Consider the following 18,647-nt stretch of genomic DNA (forward strand, 5'->3'; position numbering starts at 1 on the left):
CTGGAAATGGGATTCGAGGACTTCACAAGTGCTGAGCTTGAACTCATTAGTTCTGGCGTCCGCCTACGCCGTCCGAGCAATCACACCTCAATTTTCAAGTATGTTGGTCTGAATACAAAGACGTCTTGGGACAGCCTTGAGGCCACACTCAATCAGTTGACGCTGACAGGCTCCACGGCGACGAGCCTGAATGATCCGTTCGAGCTCTCGCCGTACATATTCGATGATCTCAGACCTCGCATCGTTGCAGCTGCATTGCGAGACACAGGATCTTTAGAAAGCTTAAGGAACGGAAAATTTGAGCCGGACAAGAAGTATGGGAATCTCGATCCATACAGGACTCAAGCAAAGGATTACCTTGCCAAAGTTGAGCGCAATTCGAGAATTATCTCATTTTGCGAACGGTCGGACTCGCCGTTGCTATGGTCACATTATGCACACAGCTACGCGGGAGCATGTTTGCACTTTCTCGGGCGAGCATTTCGAAGTTCACGAGCTCAAATGGGGTATGTCTCATATTCTAAATATCGACCAACTTACCCACTGAGCCTTGCGCTAACTCTTGCTGCGAACTCGAGCGGCAAACCTCCAATCTCCAGCATGGAGTTGAGGCGCGCTGAAAGTGAGAAGCTCTACTTTTTTACGAAGGCGGCCGATTGGGAATACGAAACTGAGGTTAGGATCGTTTACAACACTGTCAGAATGAAGAGCGTGACATTCGATGAAGACGGCCTTGCAGCAATCATTCTCGGGCCCCGAATGTCTGATGAAAACCGTGAAAGGATACGGAAGATAATCGGCGCTTCAAAAGTGCCAAATCTGCCTGTGCGAGATGCGAAGCTCTCGACTAACTCATTTTCGGTCGAAATAGATTGATCACGGATTGGCGCCGTCTGAAGACCTCGGCGTGTCGCGGTTTGCGATCCCTTCTAATTTGCTCTTGGGCAGGGACGCATAGAGGGCCTCGAGGCGCTTAGGCTCGGTAATTGCAGTCTCGATTATGAGATTGATAATGCGAAAGAGCGCTAATGCAGTTTCGCGATCATCCTTGAGATTCATCTCACCCGGATGGACACTCTCGTTGCCAATTACCCGAACGGTATCGAGTGCCTTTTGAATGGGCGTCTTAATTTTCCCGGACGCGACCAGTTCCCCAATGGCCTGATCGATTCCCTTCTTTGATGCTCCTAGGTGGGGCAACAGCTTTTGAATGACCAGGCGGAGAAGCGCAGCAGATCCCCGAGGTGACCGGGGCAAAATGGCACGCGCTTCTTCATAGTCTTCGACGAGATCGGTAGGCATGTCTGCAGCAGAAGGGGGTGCGTCGCTTTCACTCGGCAGAACGATCTCGCCGCCGACATAGATACTTTCACGACCACAAGCTTCGCAACGTGACATGGAGACTACGGGCGCTTCTCCGAGATGGCGGCTGCCGTATGCGGAGCCAAGGTCAACCCGGAGGCCAGAGACAAAGCCCCAATGATGCACGGCGTATGTCCGGCAATCGTTGTGTGGACAAACGAATTTGGCGGTTTCGCCTACCGGTCGCCCATCTTCTTTCCGCTGCGCGTTGAACGCCGATTGAGCCGTCAAATCAAACTTACTCATTATTCAGCAGCAACCCCCGCCCGCGAGAACATGTCATCCCCCTCGGCCGTCTCGACCGGCACATCGTTCGCCACCTTGGCCTTCTGCCGGCGGTCGAAATTGTCCCACACGTCGTTCCACGTGCCACGCGTCGCGGCCTTTGAATATTCCGTCGCGCGGGTTTCGAAGAAGTTGGCGTGCTCGACGCCGTTCAGCATCGGGGCGAGCCAGGGGAGGGGGTGCTCGTCGACCATGTAGATCGGCTTGAAGCCCAGTTGCCCAAGCCGCCAATCGGCGATGTAGCGGATGTACTTCTTGATCTCCTTGGCGGTCATGCCCTCAACGGGGCCGAATTCGAACGCCAGGTCGACGAACGCATCCTCCAGCCGCACCGTCTTCTGGCAGCAGTCGATGATGTCGTCCTTGACCGACTGGGTCAGGCAGTCGCGTTCCTTGGTGAAGGCGTGGAACAGCTTGACGATGCCTTCGCAGTGAAGGCTCTCGTCGCGGACCGACCAGCTGACGATCTGGCCCATGCCCTTCATCTTGTTGAAACGCGGGAAGTTCATCAGCATCGCGAACGACGCGAACAGCTGCAGCCCCTCCGTGAAGCCGCCGAACATGGCGAGCGTGCGGGCGATGTCGGCGTCCGTATCGACGCCGAAGGTGGCGAGATAGTCGTGCTTGTCCTTCATCTCCTTATACTGGAGGAAGGCCGAATATTCGCTTTCGGGCATGCCGATGGTGTCGAGCAGGTGGCTGTAAGCCGCGATGTGCACCGTTTCCATGTTGCTGAACGCGGTCAGCATCATCTTGATCTCGGTCGGCTTGAACACGCGGCCGTATTTGTCGTGGTAGCAGTCCTGCACCTCGACGTCGGCCTGGGTGAAGAAGCGGAAGATCTGGGTGAGGAGGTTGCGCTCCCCTTCCGTCAGCTTCTGCGCCCAGTCGCGGCAATCCTCGCCCAGCGGAACCTCTTCCGGCATCCAGTGGATCTGCTGCTGGCGCTTCCAATATTCGAACGCCCATGGGTATTCGAACGGCTTGTAGGTCTTGGAGGCTTGGAGGAGGGGCATGGTACAGGCTCCTTAATTCGTCATTCCAGCGAAGGCTGGAATCCAGGCCTTCGCGGTGATTTCAGATGGTGTGACATGGACCCCAGCCTTCGCTGGGGTGACGGTTAGGAAGATGGTCACGATCCGCGCCTCTTCGAAGTGCGCGCGCCGACGCCCAGGAAGCAGATGCCGATGAAATAGCCGAAGTCGTACCAGCCGCCGTTGTTGGGGACTGCGTAGACCGAGATGTCGTTCGTGAAGAGCGAGATGATCCAGGCGATCGGGAAGATGAAGCCGTGCCACACGCCTTCGAGGAAGCCGGGCGCGGTCGGGCTGACCGCGGTCATCGATTGCTTCGCGACGCAGGCCGCGACGGTCAGCGACATGGCAACAAGGACGAATATGCGCGTACGGGTCATGACGCAGTCTCCGCATCGTTGAGATCGAGCGGCTCCGATACCGCGAAACCGATCGCGAAACCGGCCATCAGCAGGCCGAAGGCGGTAATCATCATTCCGGCGATCAGCATCGCGGTCGCCTTGGGGTTCTCGCCGGGCCGGCCGCGGATGGCGCGGTACAGCATCGCCAGCCCGCCCAGCATCGCGACCACCCCGATCGCGACATAGATGATGTTGAGGTCGCCGATCATCCGCTCAGTTCCCCGCGGCCGCGCCGGTGGCCATGAAGATGCCGCCGGCGACCATCATCAAAATACCGGCTAGCTTGGAATTCTTCGCCTTGGTCTCGTCCTCCGCCTTCTTCGACGCGGCGAGCGATCCGGCACCGATGGCGACGAACGCCGCGCCGATAGCGACATAAGAGGCGTTCATCGGCCCAGCTCCGAAGCGGATGGGCGATATTCCATCAGGCCCATGCCATGGACGCCGACGATCAGGCCGATAACCAGCAGGATCACCGCGGTCTGGCTGCCGGTCTTCGCCTCGCCCTCCGCGCCGCGGCGGCGATAGAGGATCACCGCCCCGACGATCAACGCAGCGGCCACCGCGACCTCGATGATCTGCATGGTGGTCATTACTCGCGCTCGCTCCGCTCGCGTGCCTCGTCCAGCCAATGAACCCCGTTCATTGGCATGCGAGGCACTCATCATAATCCGTGCTCGATGCGAGCTGGATTTCCTTGAGGTCCGGCGTGTTGTCGGCCTCGACTCCGCCCGCGAAGCCGGCGCGCTGCACCGACTTGGAACGGAGGTAGTAGAGCGACTTGATGCCCAGCTCCCACGCGCGGAAGTGGAGCATCATCAGGTCCCACTTGTCGCTGTCGGCCGGGATGAACAGGTTCAGCGACTGGGCCTGGTCGATGAAGGGCGTGCGGTCCGCCGCGAGCTCGAGCAGCCAGCGCTGGTCGATCTCGAAGCTGGTCTTGTACACGTCCTTTTCTTCCTGGGTCAGGAAGTCGAGGTGCTGGACCGATCCGCCGCGCTCCAGGATCGAGGACCAGACGGCTTCCGCATTCTTCGCCTTCTCGGTGAGCAGCTTTTCGAGGTACGGGTTCTTGATCGAGAAGCTGCCGGACAGCGTCTTGTGCGTGTAGATGTTGGCCGGGATCGGCTCGATGCAGGCGCTGGTGCCGCCGCAGATGATGCTGATCGACGCGGTCGGCGCGATCGCCATCTTGCAGCTGAACCGCTCCATCACGCCCATGTCGGCGGCGTCGGGGCAGGGGCCCCGTTCCTGCGCGAGCATCATCGACGCCTGGTCGACCTGCGCCCGGATATGCTTGAAGATCTTGAGGTTCCACGACTTGGCCATGGCGCCTTCGAACGGCAGGCTGCGGGCCTGAAGGAAGCTGTGGAAGCCCATCACGCCGAGGCCGACCGAGCGTTCGCGCTCGGCGCTGTACTTGGCGCGGGCCATCTCGTCCGGCGCGCGGGCGATATAGTCGGAGAGGACATTGTCGAGGAAGCGCATGACGTCCTCGATGAACTGCTTGTCGCCGTTCCATTCGTCCCAGGTTTCGAGGTTCAGCGACGACAGGCAGCAGACCGCCGTGCGATCGGCGCCCAAATGGTCGCGGCCGGTCGGAAGCGTGATCTCGCTGCACAGGTTCGACGTCGTGACCTTGAGGCCGAGGTCGCGGTGATGCTTCGGCATCGACCGGTTCACCTGGTCGATGAAGATGATGTAGGGCTCGCCGGTCGCAAGGCGGGTCTCAACCAGCTTCTGGAACAGCGAGCGGGCGTCGACCTTGCCGCGTTCCGAACCGTCGCGGGGCGAGCGGAGCATGAATTCGGATCCGTCGCGGACCGCTTCCATGAATTCGTCGGTGACCAGCACGCCGTGGTGCAGGTTCAGCGCCTTGCGGTTGAAGTCGCCCGACGGCTTGCGGATCTCGAGGAACTCCTCGATCTCCGGGTGGGAGATGTCGAGGTAGCAGGCGGCCGAACCGCGCCGCAGCGAGCCCTGCGAAATTGCGAGTGTCAGGGAGTCCATGACGCGGACGAACGGGATGATGCCGCTGGTCTTGCCGTTGAGGCCGACCGGCTCGCCGATGCCGCGGACGCTGCCCCAATAGGTGCCGATGCCGCCACCCTTGGACGCCAGCCAGACATTCTCGTTCCAGGTGCCGACAATGCCGTCCAGGCTGTCGTCGACGCTGTTGAGGTAGCAGCTGATGGGGAGGCCGCGGCCGGTGCCGCCGTTGGACAGCACTGGTGTCGCCGGCATGAACCACAGCTTGGAGATATAGTCGTAGACGCGCTGGGCATGGCCTTCGTCGTCGGCATAGGCCGAGGCGACGCGGGCAAAGAGATCCTGGTTGTTCTCGCCGGGCAGCAGGTAGCGGTCGCGCAGCGTTTCCTTGCCGAATTCGGTCAGCCGCACGTCTCGCGACGAGTCGGTGGTGACGTCGAAGGCACGCGCGTCAACGGTCTTGCTATCGCGCTTCGTCTCGGTGACCGAGACGTCGTCGGAGCCTACATCGCTCGTGGTCGCAAAATCCATCGCTCTTCCCCGTCCATCAGGCCGTTCAATGACGGCTTGTTCTGCTTCTGTTCGACTCGGTGCCATGGCGCCGAGACTAGCCTAAATTCAAGCGCCGCGGGGTTTTTTCAGGCCCGTTTCCCCGATATCCACAGGGCACGAGCGGGCGCATACGGAAGATAGGTATCTTCCGTCCCAACCACAATAGATTGAGCGACCCCCCAGCGTTGAAACCAGATATTGTGTTCAAATGGGGTCGGGACGCAAGATATAATTTCATGGCGAACGAAAAATTATCCGGCCCTGAAGGGGCGCTGTGGCCGCAGAGTCACGAACATTAGGGGACCGGTCCTAAGGCGCCACTGACCGTCGCTGGAGCCCAGTTCAGACCTGCACGCCAGCTAAAGGCTGAGACGGACGCGCGTCGTCGTCTTCTCCGGACCTGCGACGTGCCAGATGTCCCCGAAATCCTCATGCACAAGGTCGCCAGGGCGCTGGCCGCCAAGTTTCTCGACGATATCGGGGACGGTATTGCTGTGCCCGACGATCAAAACGGTGCCGGTTTCAGCCGAAACCGACGCGATTAGCCCGGGCGTATCGCGCGGATCGTAGATCTTGGGGGTGAGCTTCAGCCGCGCGGCGAGCGGGGCCGCCGTCTGCTGCGCGCGCTTGGTGCTGCTGACATAGATAATGTCCGGCGGATCGCGGCGGAACCAGACGTCCACCGCGTCGGCGTACTTCTTGCCTTCATCGGTGAGATCAGGATCGGAGACCCCGGCAGGCGTGTGCAGATGGCGCATGACATAGATGTTGGGCTGGGCCGGCGTTGCAGCGGGACTGACGGCCGACGCAAGCGCGACCAGCAGCGCAACGGCGATTGTCTTGATGGTCATGCGGTTCCTCCCGAATCCTCTATGCCGGATTAGGCGACCGCCATGGGCTCAGTAAAGCGATCGGCCGTCGTTCGAGCGGACGAGGTCGCGGAGCTGCTTCATGTGGACCCTGCCGGCGGGAAGCCGTTGCCCGCTGCGCAGGACGACTTCGGCCCTGCCGATCGGACGCGTGGAAAGCGCCGCGATGGCGCTTCGCTTGACCAGCCAGCGGCGGTGCACCCTGACGAACAGACCGGGTTCGACCCGGTGAGTGAACTGGCGGATCGAGCCCCTCATCAGATGGGATCCGGACGGCGTGTGGATCGAGATATATTCGTCGGCACTGGTGACATAGTCGATGGCGTCCACCGGCACGCGAACCAGGCCGCTGGAACTGCGCAGCCAGAACTCGGTCTCATAGCCCTGAGCGCCCTCGGTACCTGGTCCTGACCGAAGGTTCCTGAGGATCTGGTGCAGTTCGTCCGCGCGCTGTTCGGCATCGATGGCCTTCAGCCGCTGTTGAACGCGCGACAGGGCCCGGGCCAGCCGGTCCGACTCCACCGGTTTCAGCAGATAGTCCACGATCGCGCAGTCGAACGCCTGGGTCGCGAACTGGTCGAAGGCGGTCACGAAAACGATCGCCGGCGGATTGGGACGCTCGGCAACCGCTTCGACCACCTCGAACCCGCTGCCGTCGCGCATCTTGATGTCGAGCAGGACGACGTTGGGCCGAAGATCGTGGATCCGCGCAACCGCATCGCCGCAATTATTCGCTTCGCCGACATGATGGATGTGGGGCATCGTCTGGAGCAGCAGCCTAAGGCGCTTCAGGGCCAGAAGCTCGTCGTCGACGGTAAGGACGCGCAGTGGGGTCATGGGAACTCCAGCGGCAAGATGACTTCCACCTGAAACTGGCCCTGCGGCCCGCGGCTGACCGTCATGCTGGACTCATCGTCCCCATAAAGCAGGGCAAGCCGCTGCCGGATATTGGCAAGTCCGATACCGGCTCCGTTGGACGAGGCGGCGCTGCCCTTTCCGGAATCGATCACGGCAAGCATGAGCCTGTTTCCGGACGGACGCGCGCTCAAGACGATCTTCGCCGGCGGGGGCGCTTCGGCGACACCATATTTGACCGCATTCTCGACGATGGGCTGTAGGATCAGCGAGGGGACCAGCGCTTCCTTGACCGTTTCGTCGATCCGGAATTCGACCTCCAGGTCGGGGAAGCGGAGCTGCTCGATTTCCAGATAGGCCCGCTGAAGCGTGACCTCGCGGTCCAGCGGGATCATCTTGGTCGGATCGGCGGCCAGCCCCAGCCTCAGGAACTGGGCCAGCTTGATCACCATCTCGTCGGCCTTGTCGCTGCGCTTGTCGAGGATCAGCGCCGATACGCTATTCAAACTGTTGAACAGGAAGTGCGGGTTGATCTGGCTGTGCAGCGCCCGCAGCTGCGCGACGTGCGCGCGTTCGCGGAGCTCGGCCGAGCGGCATTGCTCTTCATGCACGTCGAAACCGTACATCAGCGCCAGATAAAGTCCGGCCCAGGCGAGGAAAAACCAGCTCCAGAAGAGGATGGACCTCACCATGTCGGCCCAGTTGATCCTGGTGAAATCCGCCGCCGGATCGACCGCCGCGCCGGCGAACCAATTGGCCCATGCGAACAGTTCCGCGAGAATCGGCGCGAAGACGGCCAGCGCGATCAGCCGGGACCTCGTCGTCTCCAACCGGCCGCTCTTCAGGATCAGGTGGAACAGGTAGCAAAAGCTGACCCCGATCAGATAGGAGAGGATCCGCATTCCGGAAATTGCCAGCCATTCCGGCTTTCCGCCCAGATAAAGGGCAAGCGTCGACAGCAAATAGCTGGCCGACCAGAAGATGATCGTTAGCTGCCTTACGGCGCGGCCGCGGGCTTCCTTCAGCTCTTCGGGGTCATAAGCAACCACGTCGGGGACGTGCGGATGTCCGACCGAACGAGGCAGGTTCGAGTTCATGCCCTTAAAATGAAGCGCGCGGCCCCTCTTGTCGATTGCCGTTCGACCGCAGCTTTTCGACGTTTAGCTGCAGAATATTCCGATAGGCCGCTTCACGGGGCGGGTTAAGGGTAGGCCAGTGCCGGTCGAGATCGCCGGCCTCGAACCTTTACATATGCTGATAGACAGACTGAACTGGCTGACGAACCAATTGATCGCCGATCCGTTGTCGGATGCGGATGCCCGGGAGAAACCATCGTGACATTCCGATTTGCAGCAACCAGCCTTGCCGTTGCGGCATTCGCCATGGCTTCGACTCCGCCAACAGCCGCGCAGCAGGCCCCTTCGGGAATCAGCGCACAGCGCATGTCGGAGATCAGCCGGGTCCTCGCATCCGATGAATTCCAGGGCCGTTCGATGGGCGGAGCGGGGGAAGAGAAGACCGTCAACTATCTGATCCAACAGTATCAGGCTGCCGGTCTCGAGCCAGGCGGCGAAAATGGTGGCTGGACGCAGTCGGTGCCGATGATCCGCACCAAGCTTCAATCGCCGGTGTCGGTGACGCTGCGACAGGGAGCCGCGAGCCGCACGCTTCAAGTTCCCGACGATGTCTATTTGAGCACGGTCCGCGACACGACGCATGCTCAGATCGCCAACGCCCCGATGGTGTTCGTTGGCTATGGCGTGACGGCTCCCGAACGCCAGTGGGACGATTTCAAGGGCGTCGACCTCAAGGGCAAAGTCGCGGTGTTCCTGGTCAACGACCCCGATTTCGAAGCCGCCCCCGGCGAACCGGTAGCGGGCACGTTCGGCGGCCAGGCGATGACCTATTATGGCCGCTGGATCTACAAGTTCGAGGAAGCGTCGCGTCGCGGTGCGATCGCGGCGCTGGTCGTCCACGATACGGCCGGCGCAGGCTATGGCTGGAACGTCGTCCAGAGCCCGGCGGGCGAGAACTTCAACGTTGTGCTGGGCCCGAACGCGCGCCAGCCGGTACTTCTGCAGGGCTGGATCCAGGGGCCGCTGTTCGCCGAAATGCTGAAGCAGGCCGGCCATGATTTCGATGCGGTGAAGCGGCAGGCGCGGACCAAGGCATTCCGGCCGATCGACCTGAAGGCGAGCCTGTCCGCGGATGCAGCGGTCGACCTGACCAGGCTCACCAGCCGCAACGTCATCGGGAAGCTCACTGGCTCGCGCTATCCGAACGAGACCGTGTCTTATGGCGGGCATTGGGATGCGTACGGCATTGGCCCGGCGGACGCGCAGGGTCGGACGATCCGTCCCGGCGCCGCCGACGACGCGTTGGGGCTGGCCGCGATGATCGAGGTCGCGCGCAAGTTCGCTGCTGAGCCTCGGCCGGAACGCACATTGCTGTTCGCCGCGTGGACAGCGGAAGAGCGCGGCCTTCTCGGCTCAGAATATTATGCGACACACCCCCTCTATCCGCATGAGCAGATGGTGGCGAACCTGACCTTCGATACGCTGCAATGGGCGGGGCCCGTGAAGGACGTCGTGCTGATCGGCAAGGGGCAGAGCGACCTCGAGGATCTGATGGCGGAGGAAGCGCAGAAGCAGGGCCGCTATGTGACGGTCGAAGGGCATCCCGAACGCGGGCTATTCTATCGCGCCGATCATTTCTCGCTGGCCAAGCGCGGCGTTCCGGTTCTGCTCAACATGGCGCTGGCCGGGGCCTATGACCTGCAGGCCGGCGGGCGAGAAGCGGGTGAGAAGTGGCTGAGCGACTTCACCGGCAATTGCTATCACCAGGCCTGCGATGCCTGGTCGCCGAACTGGAACCTTGCCGGCGCGGTGCAGGAGACCGAACTATTTTATGCGATCGGCGCGCGGCTCGCTAACGGCAGGAGCTGGCCCGGTTGGAAGCCCGATAGCGAGTTCGGCAAGGTCCGGGAGGAATCTAAGGCGCGGCGCGCCGGAGAGCGCGGCTAGCGGTCGATCAAATCCGCCGCGCGCCGGAATGCCTGTTCCTCGGGCGCGCTGAAGCTGGACTTGCCGGGCGGCAGTTCGGCCGGAAGTCCAGTATCGAAATAGGCGATGCCGACGCCGCGCTTGCGGTCGATCCACAGGCCTGAGCGAAGGCCATAGGCATCGCCGGCATGGCCGGCCCATTGATGCCCCTTGCCTTCCGGATCGTCCGCGCACCCCGGCGCGCCGCTTGCCAGTTGCCGGACCGCAAGTCCGTAGCTGCAGACCCCATAGCTCTCGCCGCCGCGCGAGCCGTTGCGGCCGTCGAACCGCCAGGCCGGCGCAAGCATCGTTTCGACCGAATGGGGTGAGAGGATTTGCACGCCGTCGAGTGTCCCCCCGTTGAGGAGCATTCGGCCGACCCGGGCCAGCCCGCGCGCGGAAACTCGAAGGCCGCCTTGCGGGGAGAAGAGCGCGCCATTCTCGCCCAGCCGCCAGCGTGCCAGGTCGCATGCCTCGCCATCTCGGACGAAAACCGGGCAGTCCGGGCGCTTGCCATGAAGGTCGTCGCGAACCGCTTTTCCGCCCTGCATCAGTACCACCGCGCGCGCGATCGCATCGTCGCTGCAGGTCGGCCAGTTGAAACAGCTGTCGATCTTCATCGGCTCCAGCACCTCGCGGCGCATCCAGATGTCGAACCGCTCCCGCGTCACTTTTTCGATGATCGATCCGACCAGCGGGAAGTTGAAGTTGGAATAGGCGAAATAGCCTTCCCCAGGCCCATGCCCGCTATCCCAGACGGCGGGGTCGCCCAGCGCTTCCTTCACCGATGCGCCGAGCGGCACGACATAGGCATCGTCGCCGTCGCGCAGGCTGGAGGTGTGCGACAGCAGCATTCGCAAGGTGATCGGCCGGTCGAGGAAGGCAGGGTTGCGCACCGGCCAATCGAGGTAACGCGACACATCCTCGTCGAGGTCGACACTTCCCTGTTCGACCAGCTTCATCACACCGATCGCAACGACCAGCTTGCTGATCGATGCGATGCGGACCGGATCATCCGGCGTCACCATCCGGCCAGTCGCGGGATCGGCGAGGCCTTGCGACCAGGCACCGCGTTCGCTTGTCCGGTCAAAGGCGACGGCGGACTGTGCGGGGAGGGATGGCTGTGAAGACGGCACGGTCGCGCAGGACGCAACTGCCGTCATTGCGAGGAGTGATAGCGACGAAGCAATCCAGCGGTTCATGATGGATTGCTTCGCTACGCTCGCAAAGACGTCAAGGGGTGCTATCTTCATGTTCAGCAATCCGTCATCGGGCGGGAGCGATACAAGAGTTAAAGTAAAGGGAGTCGGTGATGGGAATCCTGATTGCAGCCATCGCCCTCGCGGCGGCGCAAAGCGCTGCCGATCCCGCGCCTCCGGCGTCCGAGCATCGCCTCACCCCCGAACGGATTGAAACCGTTCTCGCCGAGGCGGCGGCCAAGCGCCAGGCTTCCGAACAGCGAGCTGCAACCACAATGGAAATCGCCGATCTCGAACCGCTGCCGCCGCCGCAGCTCCACGGCGAATTCGGCATAAGCGCGGGCACCGGCGGCTATCGCGAGATATTCGGTACCGGCGTCTACCCGATGGGAACGGACGGCGTAGCCGCCTTCTCCTTCGACTTCGTCGATTTCGGAAACCGCAGCTACCGTCGCAATCGATACTAGGCCGCCGGTCCGATGCAGAAGGCGGCAAGCTTGTTGCCGTCGAGGTCGCGGAAATAGGCGCCGTAGAAAGCTTCCGGCCCTTCCTCGCCGCGAACACCAGGAGGTCCCTCGCAAGTCCCGCCGAGCTCCAGCGCCTTGGCATGAAGCTCGTCGACGGTAGAGCGCGACGTGGTCGCGATTGCCGCCATATTGCCGTTGCCCGCCACCGCCGGCTGCTTGTTGTACGGATTGGTGACCGCGATGCCCGGCTTGTCGAAGCCGGTGCCCCACATGGTGAAGCCGCCCAGATCATCGCCGAATTCCATGATCCGCTTGGCCCCGATCGTGCCGAACAGCTCGTCGTAGAAAGCGCGGGCGCGGGGCATATTGTCGCTGCCCAGGCATACATATCCGATCATGCCGGGTCTCCTCTCCTTGCTGAGTCGTCAGCAGAACATAACAAGAACGAACCTATTGGCAACCGGCATCAGGCCGCGGACTTCGCCGCTCCCTCCGCCGGGCAGTCGCCGACCCGCTTGGCCGTGACCTTCCGTGTCAGGCGATAATCGCCGTCGGCGGAGAAATAGGTCAGCGTGTTGATCTCGCCTTCGAACCCGTCGGCGGAATAGCTGCCCATCATCGCCGGCATGACGTAGCCCAATTGACCTTCGCGAGTGCAGCTCATCTGCGCGCTCATCCGCCCGTTGCGGATATAGCTGTTCTTGATTTCGCACTTGTCGCCGGCCTCGCCGAGCAACGCCGGCTCCGGCTGACCGTCCGCGCTGACGCAGGCCTTGATCAACTGGGTCTCGCCCTGTTTCGACTTGGTCGCTGGTGTCGAATTGTCGGTCGATGCCAGCTGCGTCACTTCGGCGCTGACCTCATAAAGGCCGCCGGCGAGTTTTGCCGGGACCGCTGTCTCCGCCGCTGCCGCTTCTTCCTTCTTCTCGCCGCCGCATGCCGCGAGCGCCAAGGCAAGCCCACCGACGCAGGCCAGTTTAATCAACTCCATGACTTTCCCCTCCCCAGTTTGGCGGCGTCAGTTGCCGCCTTCGGCCCTTTTCTCGGCCGTGCATTCGCCGGTGCGCTTGGCATCGACCTTCATCGTCATCACCATCTGCTCCGCCGGCCCGCCGCCCTCATTGGTGGCGGTCATGGTCATGGTGTAGCTGTCCGGCTCATAATCGCCGACCAGGACCATCGTCTGCGTTGCGTTCGGATGCTTGCAGTTCAGTTTGAGGTCGATCTTCCCGCCGCCCCAATTGAAATGCTCGTAGCGGCAATTCTTGTCCGCGCCCGCGAAGAAATCCTCCTTCGGGCTCTTCGCCTGTTCGGCGGTCAGGCAGACGTCATGGACCTGCGCCTTGCCCATTGCCTGCTGCATCATCTGCTTGGCCTCGGGCGGCATGCCCGGCGCTTCGATCGAGACCATGGTGACGGTCTGCCGCCACTGGCCCGGATTGACGAAGCTGTCCTTGGACGCCTGCTTGCGCATTTCCTTCGCCACCTCGCCGACCGAGGCATTTTCCATCTTCACGTCGGGTTCGTTGCTGCAGGCGGCCAATATGGCCGCGCTTGCAAGGATCAGGGCAGTTCTCATGAGTCCCCCCTCGGTATCGCGGCCTGGGGCCGCTCGGATATCAGAATATGCCCGGCGCCAGCTTTGGCAAGCCGGAGCCTAGCTCCAGATCCTGACCATCTCGGCGGTGTGGGGCAGGGCATCGATCGCGCCATGGACGATTACGACCAGCAGCAGGCTGCGCGACCTGGCCCATAGCAAGCCGAGCGATACCGACAGCGGCGACAAGGTGGCGATGGTGAAAGCCGCGACCTGGATCGGATCGGTCGACCAGCCGTCGACCCCGGGACCGCCCCGCAGGTAGAGGCCCGGCCAATGCGCCAGTCCGAACAGGATTGAAGTGAGGGCAATGCCGCCCACCGGCGAGCTCAGCCAGGCGGTGAGCCGCGACTGGAGGCAGGCGCGAAACAGAAACTCCTCGCACAGGCCCGCCTCGATCGACAGCCAGGCCCAGGATGCAATGACCCAGAACAAGGTCATCGCGGGATCGAGGTTCAGCGCCCCGATTTGCTTCAGCGATGGGCTGACCAGTGCAAGCAAGCCGAACATCATGGCGCTGAGGACGAAGAGTGTCGTCCAGAAGCCCTTCCGGTTCATGCCGCCGTCGAACAGCGGGCGGATCGCGCCGCCCAGCGCCAGAATGATCGCGGCGGGCAGGCCGACATGGATCAGCAGCTTGTATCCCAGGACCGCCCATTCCTGCTCCGGGCCCTCCGGTATGACTTCCTTGATCGAACCAAGCCAGATTCCGATGAGCACGACGGCATAGAGTAGGAGATAGGCGAGCAGCGCATGGCTTTCGCGCGCCGGCCTGTTCACCGGTACCGGCGGCGCATTCATCTTGCGGGTGAGGAACCAGATCACCCCGCTGAAGATCAGGCCGAAGATGATGAGCGACGCGAATGGAAACACCCAGTCGCCGCCGGTTAGCGCCAGATAGGCGGTCGAGCCGCCCCAGACGATCAGATAGGCGAGCAGCGCTCGAATGGATTTCGGGTCGGTGAGCTGCGTGCGATCCATCGGGTTCCCTTTTCAGGCAACTGTATTACACGAATAATACACACAGCCAAGAGCGGCGCGATTGCTTTGAAATATCGAATAGGGAAGCTGTCAATGTCGCGGACACTCGCGCGAAAATGGCTCGCTCAGTAGATTTGCCGATAGTTGAACTCGGTTTCGACGACCAAAGAGGCTCGCACATCTTGATCGGAGGCGCCGGAAAATGAACCGCGTTCGACACCTGGTCTTGGCACTTTGCCTCATGCTGGTGGCCAGCCTTGGGCCTTTTTCCCAGGACGCTTTCGCCGCTACCGCCGCCGAATTGAATGCGAATGGCAAGGCCGCACTCAATCGACTCTACGCCCAATCGCCGAGGGCGAAGAGGTACGGCCGGGATGCACGTGCGATCCTGGTATTTCCCAAGATCGTCAAGGCCGGACTGGTCGTTGGCGGCCAGGGCGGAGAGGGCGTTCTTCTCGTTAAGGGCAAGCCAGCCGGCTATTACAAGATCGGCGCTGCCTCCTTCGGCCTTCAGGCCGGCGGACAGTCATTCAGCTACGCCCTGTTCCTGATGAACGACAAGGCGCTCACCTATCTCAGGAAGAGCGATGGCTGGGCGATCGGTTCGGGGCCAAGCGTGGTGGTGGTGGACAAGGGCGCTGCGATGAGCACCACATCCACGACGATCGCCAAGGACGTCTACGCCTTCCCCTTTGGACAAAAGGGATTGATGGCGGGCCTGGGCCTGGAAGGGTCCAAGATCACGCCGATCAAGAGGTAGGGACCGCTCCGCATCTACCGCGTCAACGCCCGCGATCCGCAAATCGCGGGCTATTGGCGGCGGCGCGGGAGCTGGAGGTGAAAGATCGCCCCAAATTCTTCGCCGGGCGAGGCCCAGAGTCGCCCGCCATGTTCTTCGACGATGGTTCGGCACAGCGGCAGGCCCAAACCCCTGCCGGCAGCCTTCGTCGAGAAGAAGGGTTCGAAGATGTGCTGGAGCACATCCGGTTCGATTCCAGTGCCGGTGTCGCTGACTTCAAGCAATATGCCCTTGCCGTCCGACAGTGCGGACCGGATGGCGATGCGGCGAGGTCGTCCTCTGCCGATCCTGAGGGAATCAATCGCGTTGGAGAAGAGGTTTACCAGCACCCGCTGCATCTGGACCCGATCGGCCTTGATCATCGGCAGCGCGTCATTCAGCGCAAGTTCCACCGAGACTTTCTTGACCGCCATTTCCCGGTCCATCAGCGACGCCGTCTCGCGCACAAGGTCGTTGAGATCGAATTCGGTCTCCTCGTGCGCTCCCTTGGCGAACATCGCCCGGATGCTCCTGACGACATCGAAGGTTCGCTTTCCGGAATCGCTGACGGCGCGCAGAGCCTGGATTGCCTTTTCGACATCTGGCTCTGGCCCCGTCAGGCTGTTCAATCCGGCAGACGCATTGAGGGTAACTGCGGTGAGAGGCTGCCCAACCTCATGGGCGATGGCGGCAGTAACCGCGTCCATCGACATCAGCCGGGCCTGGCGTTCACGCCGCTGAACGGCGGTCGACAGCGCTAGCCGCGAGTAGAGCCAGCCAGTCTCCGCGATCAATGCAAGCATGACGATGAGGTTGGAGACCAGCATCAAGGTGAACAGCCCGTACCAGCCAACCGTGAACCGAGCGGGGATCACCACGTTGAGCAGCGACTGGAACAGCCAGCCGAACAAGGCGACCAGCAGCCACATGTCGAGCACCGAGTTGCGCTTGTTAAGCAGCACGATGGTCGCACCGGCATAGAATGCGAAGACGATGAAATGATAGAGCGACGCGTAATGCTGAACGCGGTCGACATTGTTCGTGTAGAAGGGCGGGAGCAGATCGTGCCCGACGGTGGTCAGCAAGGTGATTGCCGTTGCCACGGCCGCGGCTCCCAACAGCCACGGTATGATCCTCTCGGGCTGACGCTCCGTCCATGGCGGAGAAGAAACATCCGCCTGCCGGAGGTAGACATAGGCGATGACGGCAAGTGGGAGCGCGGCCCGCCGGATCGTAAACAGCCATGCCGTCGTGTTGACCCCGGCTCCAAGCAGTCCTTCCGGTGCGAAACTGCCCGGGAAGGTGAGGAGATGGGGGATCAGGAGCAACGCTGCCAGGACAAAGCTGGTCGCCAATATCGTCAGGGCCCGCGAGCGGAAAACCGCGGCCTGGGCGTAGAGCAGCGCAGCGGTAATCAGCTCGCTGACGAACAAGATTGCGTCGATGATCGGAATGAACGCATCGACTTCGCGCAATCTTATGTCTTGCAGGGGCAGGATCACGGCGAGGCTTGCGAACAGAAGCCCGACAATCGCGATGCTTAGCCGGGTTTCGGCCCGGCTTGGCGGAGTATCGAACAGCCCCAAACGGTCCTGCGCCATGATTTCCCCCCACAGGCGGCACATTGGTGGACGAAGACGCTCATAGTGGCGTTTCCCCGCTTGCGCCATATGGCGACCCGAGCCTTGGCAACTGAATCGCCTCGTTTGATCCATCGCCGTCATTGGCTAATGACCTAGTGGCTATTCCCCGCCACTCCGGACGTCGGGGTGAGGTTTCCCTAGAGGAGCTTTGGCGCCTGTTTCAGGACGGCGTTGCAGGCCTGCGACTTCATTTGGCTGGGGACCTGGTTCAGGGAGAATTTCTGACCCTGGCCCGTCAGGATATTGCCTGCCTGTCCGGACGCGTAGCCGCTCGACGAAGCAACGCCGGGCTTCTTCATCAGCCCATTGAGCGCGCTTGTGGCGCCTCCTCCGCTCAACACCTTGTTCTTCATGCAATAGCTGAGGACACCGGCGGCGTTTCCCGGGCTTATCGAGGAGACGTTCGGCAGCCCCTTCATGATCGATGTCGCGCCCGGAATCGACGGAATCCCCTGACCAATCGCGCTCGAAAAGGAGCAGATCAGCAAGGTTACGAAAGCGGGCACCGCTGTTCGGTTCGACATGGCAGCCTCCGACACCCGTCCTAGGAACGGCGCAGATGTCCCACAATCGGGGGAATCCTGAATGCCGAAGCCGTTTCCACCGAGATCGGCAATGGGCGCTTTCCACCCATTCCACGCTCTCACATCGCATCCGTTCCGATGGGGAAGAATCCCGATGGTCCAAGATCGCAAATTGCCGTCTAGCGTGAGCTGAATTCCATTCGACAGTCCAGGAGTAGGAGTCATGGACGCTCGGGCATACCATGGACGAAAGCAGCTGAAGCCGGCCTGGCGTGGAATAGCCTGGTCGGGCGTATTGCTTGCGACGCTCGCGATGCTCACCCCAGACGTCGACGCTCGCGGTTTTGGCGGCGGCGGGTTCCGTGGCGGCGGCGGCATGCGGGGCGGTGGATCGATGAGCATGGGCCGCGGCGGCGGCGGTAGCAGCTTTGGCCGAGGTAGCTTTGATCGGGGGTCGGGCAGCTATCGCTCGGGCGGGACGTTCAGCCGCGACGGCAATTACAGCAAGCCTTCGGGGCTGGACAACAAGCCTTCCAATCTGGATCGACCGGGCGGCAGCGGTTCGGGCACGGATTGGGGCTCGATGACCCGGACGCCTGGCAGCGGGGGATCGGCCAGCCAACTGCCTGCCAATCGGCCTGGCAGCGGCGGTTCGGCGTCGCAATTGCCGGCCAACCGACCCGGGAGCGGCGGATCGGGTACACAACTACCGGCCAACAGGCCTGGCGGCGGTGGATCGGCGGGGCAGCTGCCAGTCGAGCGCCCCGGCCAAGGCGGATCGGGTACGCAGTGGCGGCCCGATTGCCCGAAATGCAGCGACGGCGGCGGCGGATGGATCGACCATCCGATAGCGGCCGGTATCGCGATCGGAGCAGTTGCCACGGCGGTGGCGATCGGTTCGACCTATTACTACCTGCCCGCGGACTGCCCGCCCTATTATTGGAACGACCTCTATTATTACAGTTGCGGCGGCAACTATTACGAGCCGCAATATGAAGGCGACACGATCGTTTATGTGACGGTGCCGGATCCTTCAGGAGGACAGCAACCGGCGGCGAAGCAGGAATAGC

The 18,647-nt window shown here is 62.0% G+C and carries 23 protein-coding genes; 6 read left to right on the forward strand and 17 right to left on the reverse strand.

Annotated features, from left to right (window positions below):
• Positions 1-6 precede the first annotated feature (6 nt).
• On the forward strand, positions 7-876 hold the full coding sequence (locus LZ496_RS10185; protein WP_249904540.1) for a DUF2971 domain-containing protein: 870 nt from the start codon (positions 7-9) through the stop codon (positions 874-876).
• On the opposite strand, the gene LZ496_RS10190 is transcribed toward LZ496_RS10185, so the two are convergent.
• From LZ496_RS10190 to LZ496_RS10235, 10 genes are all read right to left on the reverse strand, one after another.
• Complete coding sequence (locus tag LZ496_RS10190; protein WP_249904542.1) at positions 877-1,608, reverse strand: DUF4145 domain-containing protein; 732 nt, start codon at positions 1,606-1,608, stop codon at positions 877-879. It abuts the gene before it with no gap.
• Positions 1,608-2,663 (reverse strand): ribonucleotide-diphosphate reductase subunit beta, encoded by a 1,056-nt coding sequence (locus LZ496_RS10195; protein WP_249904544.1) that lies wholly within the window; start codon positions 2,661-2,663, stop codon positions 1,608-1,610. The genes LZ496_RS10190 and LZ496_RS10195 overlap by 1 nt, the downstream gene beginning before the upstream one ends.
• Positions 2,664-2,779: 116 nt before the next feature.
• Complete coding sequence (locus tag LZ496_RS10200) at positions 2,780-3,061, reverse strand: hypothetical protein (protein WP_366516719.1); 282 nt, start codon at positions 3,059-3,061, stop codon at positions 2,780-2,782.
• Positions 3,058-3,291, reverse strand: a complete 234-nt coding sequence (locus LZ496_RS10205; RefSeq protein WP_249904545.1) for a hypothetical protein — start codon at positions 3,289-3,291, stop codon at positions 3,058-3,060. Before LZ496_RS10205 ends, LZ496_RS10200 begins: the two co-directional genes overlap by 4 nt.
• Positions 3,292-3,295: 4 nt before the next feature.
• Positions 3,296-3,472 carry a hypothetical protein gene (locus LZ496_RS10210; RefSeq protein ID WP_249904547.1) on the reverse strand — a complete coding sequence of 59 codons (177 nt, stop codon included), beginning with the start codon at positions 3,470-3,472 and terminating at the stop codon, positions 3,296-3,298.
• The gene (locus tag LZ496_RS10215; RefSeq protein WP_249904548.1) at positions 3,469-3,675 is read right to left on the reverse strand and encodes a hypothetical protein; all 207 of its coding nucleotides are present in this window, start codon (positions 3,673-3,675) and stop codon (positions 3,469-3,471) included. Before LZ496_RS10215 ends, LZ496_RS10210 begins: the two co-directional genes overlap by 4 nt.
• 49 nt (positions 3,676-3,724) lie before the next feature.
• Positions 3,725-5,602, reverse strand: a complete 1,878-nt coding sequence (locus tag LZ496_RS10220; protein ID WP_249904551.1) for a ribonucleoside-diphosphate reductase subunit alpha — start codon at positions 5,600-5,602, stop codon at positions 3,725-3,727.
• A gap of 380 nt (positions 5,603-5,982) precedes the next feature.
• The gene (locus LZ496_RS10225; protein WP_249904552.1) at positions 5,983-6,474 is read right to left on the reverse strand and encodes a SixA phosphatase family protein; all 492 of its coding nucleotides are present in this window, start codon (positions 6,472-6,474) and stop codon (positions 5,983-5,985) included.
• 48 nt (positions 6,475-6,522) lie between these two features.
• Positions 6,523-7,329: a LytR/AlgR family response regulator transcription factor gene (locus LZ496_RS10230; protein WP_249904554.1), complete on the reverse strand. Its 807-nt coding sequence runs from the start codon at positions 7,327-7,329 to the stop codon at positions 6,523-6,525.
• The gene (locus LZ496_RS10235; protein ID WP_249904555.1) at positions 7,326-8,444 is read right to left on the reverse strand and encodes a sensor histidine kinase; all 1,119 of its coding nucleotides are present in this window, start codon (positions 8,442-8,444) and stop codon (positions 7,326-7,328) included. Before LZ496_RS10235 ends, LZ496_RS10230 begins: the two co-directional genes overlap by 4 nt.
• Before the next feature lie 118 nt (positions 8,445-8,562).
• Here LZ496_RS10235 and LZ496_RS13960 point away from each other — a divergent pair, with 118 nt between their 5' ends.
• Positions 8,563-8,685: a hypothetical protein gene (locus LZ496_RS13960; RefSeq protein ID WP_283937997.1), complete on the forward strand. Its 123-nt coding sequence runs from the start codon at positions 8,563-8,565 to the stop codon at positions 8,683-8,685.
• A gap of 44 nt (positions 8,686-8,729) precedes the next feature.
• On the forward strand, positions 8,730-10,370 hold the full coding sequence (locus LZ496_RS10240; protein WP_436286474.1) for a M20/M25/M40 family metallo-hydrolase: 1,641 nt from the start codon (positions 8,730-8,732) through the stop codon (positions 10,368-10,370).
• Here LZ496_RS10240 and LZ496_RS10245 read toward each other — a convergent pair.
• Positions 10,367-11,590, reverse strand: coding sequence for a serine hydrolase domain-containing protein (locus LZ496_RS10245; protein ID WP_249904558.1), 1,224 nt, complete (start codon positions 11,588-11,590; stop codon positions 10,367-10,369). The genes LZ496_RS10240 and LZ496_RS10245 overlap by 4 nt on opposite strands.
• A 110-nt stretch (positions 11,591-11,700) precedes the next feature.
• Between LZ496_RS10245 and LZ496_RS10250 the strand changes: the two genes are divergently transcribed.
• Complete coding sequence (locus tag LZ496_RS10250) at positions 11,701-12,054, forward strand: hypothetical protein (RefSeq protein WP_249904559.1); 354 nt, start codon at positions 11,701-11,703, stop codon at positions 12,052-12,054.
• On the opposite strand, the gene LZ496_RS10255 is transcribed toward LZ496_RS10250, so the two are convergent.
• From LZ496_RS10255 to LZ496_RS10270, 4 genes are all read right to left on the reverse strand, one after another.
• Positions 12,051-12,452, reverse strand: a complete 402-nt coding sequence (locus tag LZ496_RS10255) for a VOC family protein (protein WP_249904561.1) — start codon at positions 12,450-12,452, stop codon at positions 12,051-12,053. The genes LZ496_RS10250 and LZ496_RS10255 overlap by 4 nt on opposite strands.
• 68 nt (positions 12,453-12,520) lie before the next feature.
• Complete coding sequence (locus LZ496_RS10260) at positions 12,521-13,045, reverse strand: DUF3617 domain-containing protein (RefSeq protein ID WP_249904562.1); 525 nt, start codon at positions 13,043-13,045, stop codon at positions 12,521-12,523.
• A 27-nt stretch (positions 13,046-13,072) separates the two neighbouring features.
• Positions 13,073-13,633, reverse strand: coding sequence for a DUF3617 domain-containing protein (locus LZ496_RS10265; RefSeq protein WP_249904563.1), 561 nt, complete (start codon positions 13,631-13,633; stop codon positions 13,073-13,075).
• A gap of 78 nt (positions 13,634-13,711) precedes the next feature.
• A complete protein-coding gene (locus LZ496_RS10270) occupies positions 13,712-14,632 on the reverse strand; it encodes a CPBP family intramembrane glutamic endopeptidase (RefSeq protein WP_249904564.1) in 921 nt (306 codons plus the stop codon).
• A gap of 202 nt (positions 14,633-14,834) precedes the next feature.
• Here LZ496_RS10270 and LZ496_RS10275 point away from each other — a divergent pair, with 202 nt between their 5' ends.
• Entirely contained in the window at positions 14,835-15,392 is a 558-nt protein-coding gene (locus LZ496_RS10275; protein WP_249904565.1) for a lipid-binding SYLF domain-containing protein, read from the forward strand.
• 50 nt (positions 15,393-15,442) lie between these two features.
• Here LZ496_RS10275 and LZ496_RS10280 read toward each other — a convergent pair whose 3' ends face one another.
• Entirely contained in the window at positions 15,443-17,011 is a 1,569-nt protein-coding gene (locus tag LZ496_RS10280; RefSeq protein ID WP_249904566.1) for an MASE4 domain-containing protein, read from the reverse strand.
• Between the two features lie 179 nt (positions 17,012-17,190).
• Positions 17,191-17,577 (reverse strand): DUF2501 domain-containing protein, encoded by a 387-nt coding sequence (locus tag LZ496_RS10285; protein ID WP_249904567.1) that lies wholly within the window; start codon positions 17,575-17,577, stop codon positions 17,191-17,193.
• A 223-nt stretch (positions 17,578-17,800) separates the two neighbouring features.
• Here LZ496_RS10285 and LZ496_RS10290 point away from each other — a divergent pair, with 223 nt between their 5' ends.
• Positions 17,801-18,646, forward strand: a complete 846-nt coding sequence (locus tag LZ496_RS10290) for a hypothetical protein (RefSeq protein ID WP_249904569.1) — start codon at positions 17,801-17,803, stop codon at positions 18,644-18,646.
• Position 18,647 lies beyond the last annotated feature (1 nt).

The organism is Sphingomonas caseinilytica (genome assembly GCF_023516455.1).
GTDB lineage: Bacteria > Pseudomonadota > Alphaproteobacteria > Sphingomonadales > Sphingomonadaceae > Sphingomicrobium > Sphingomicrobium caseinilyticum.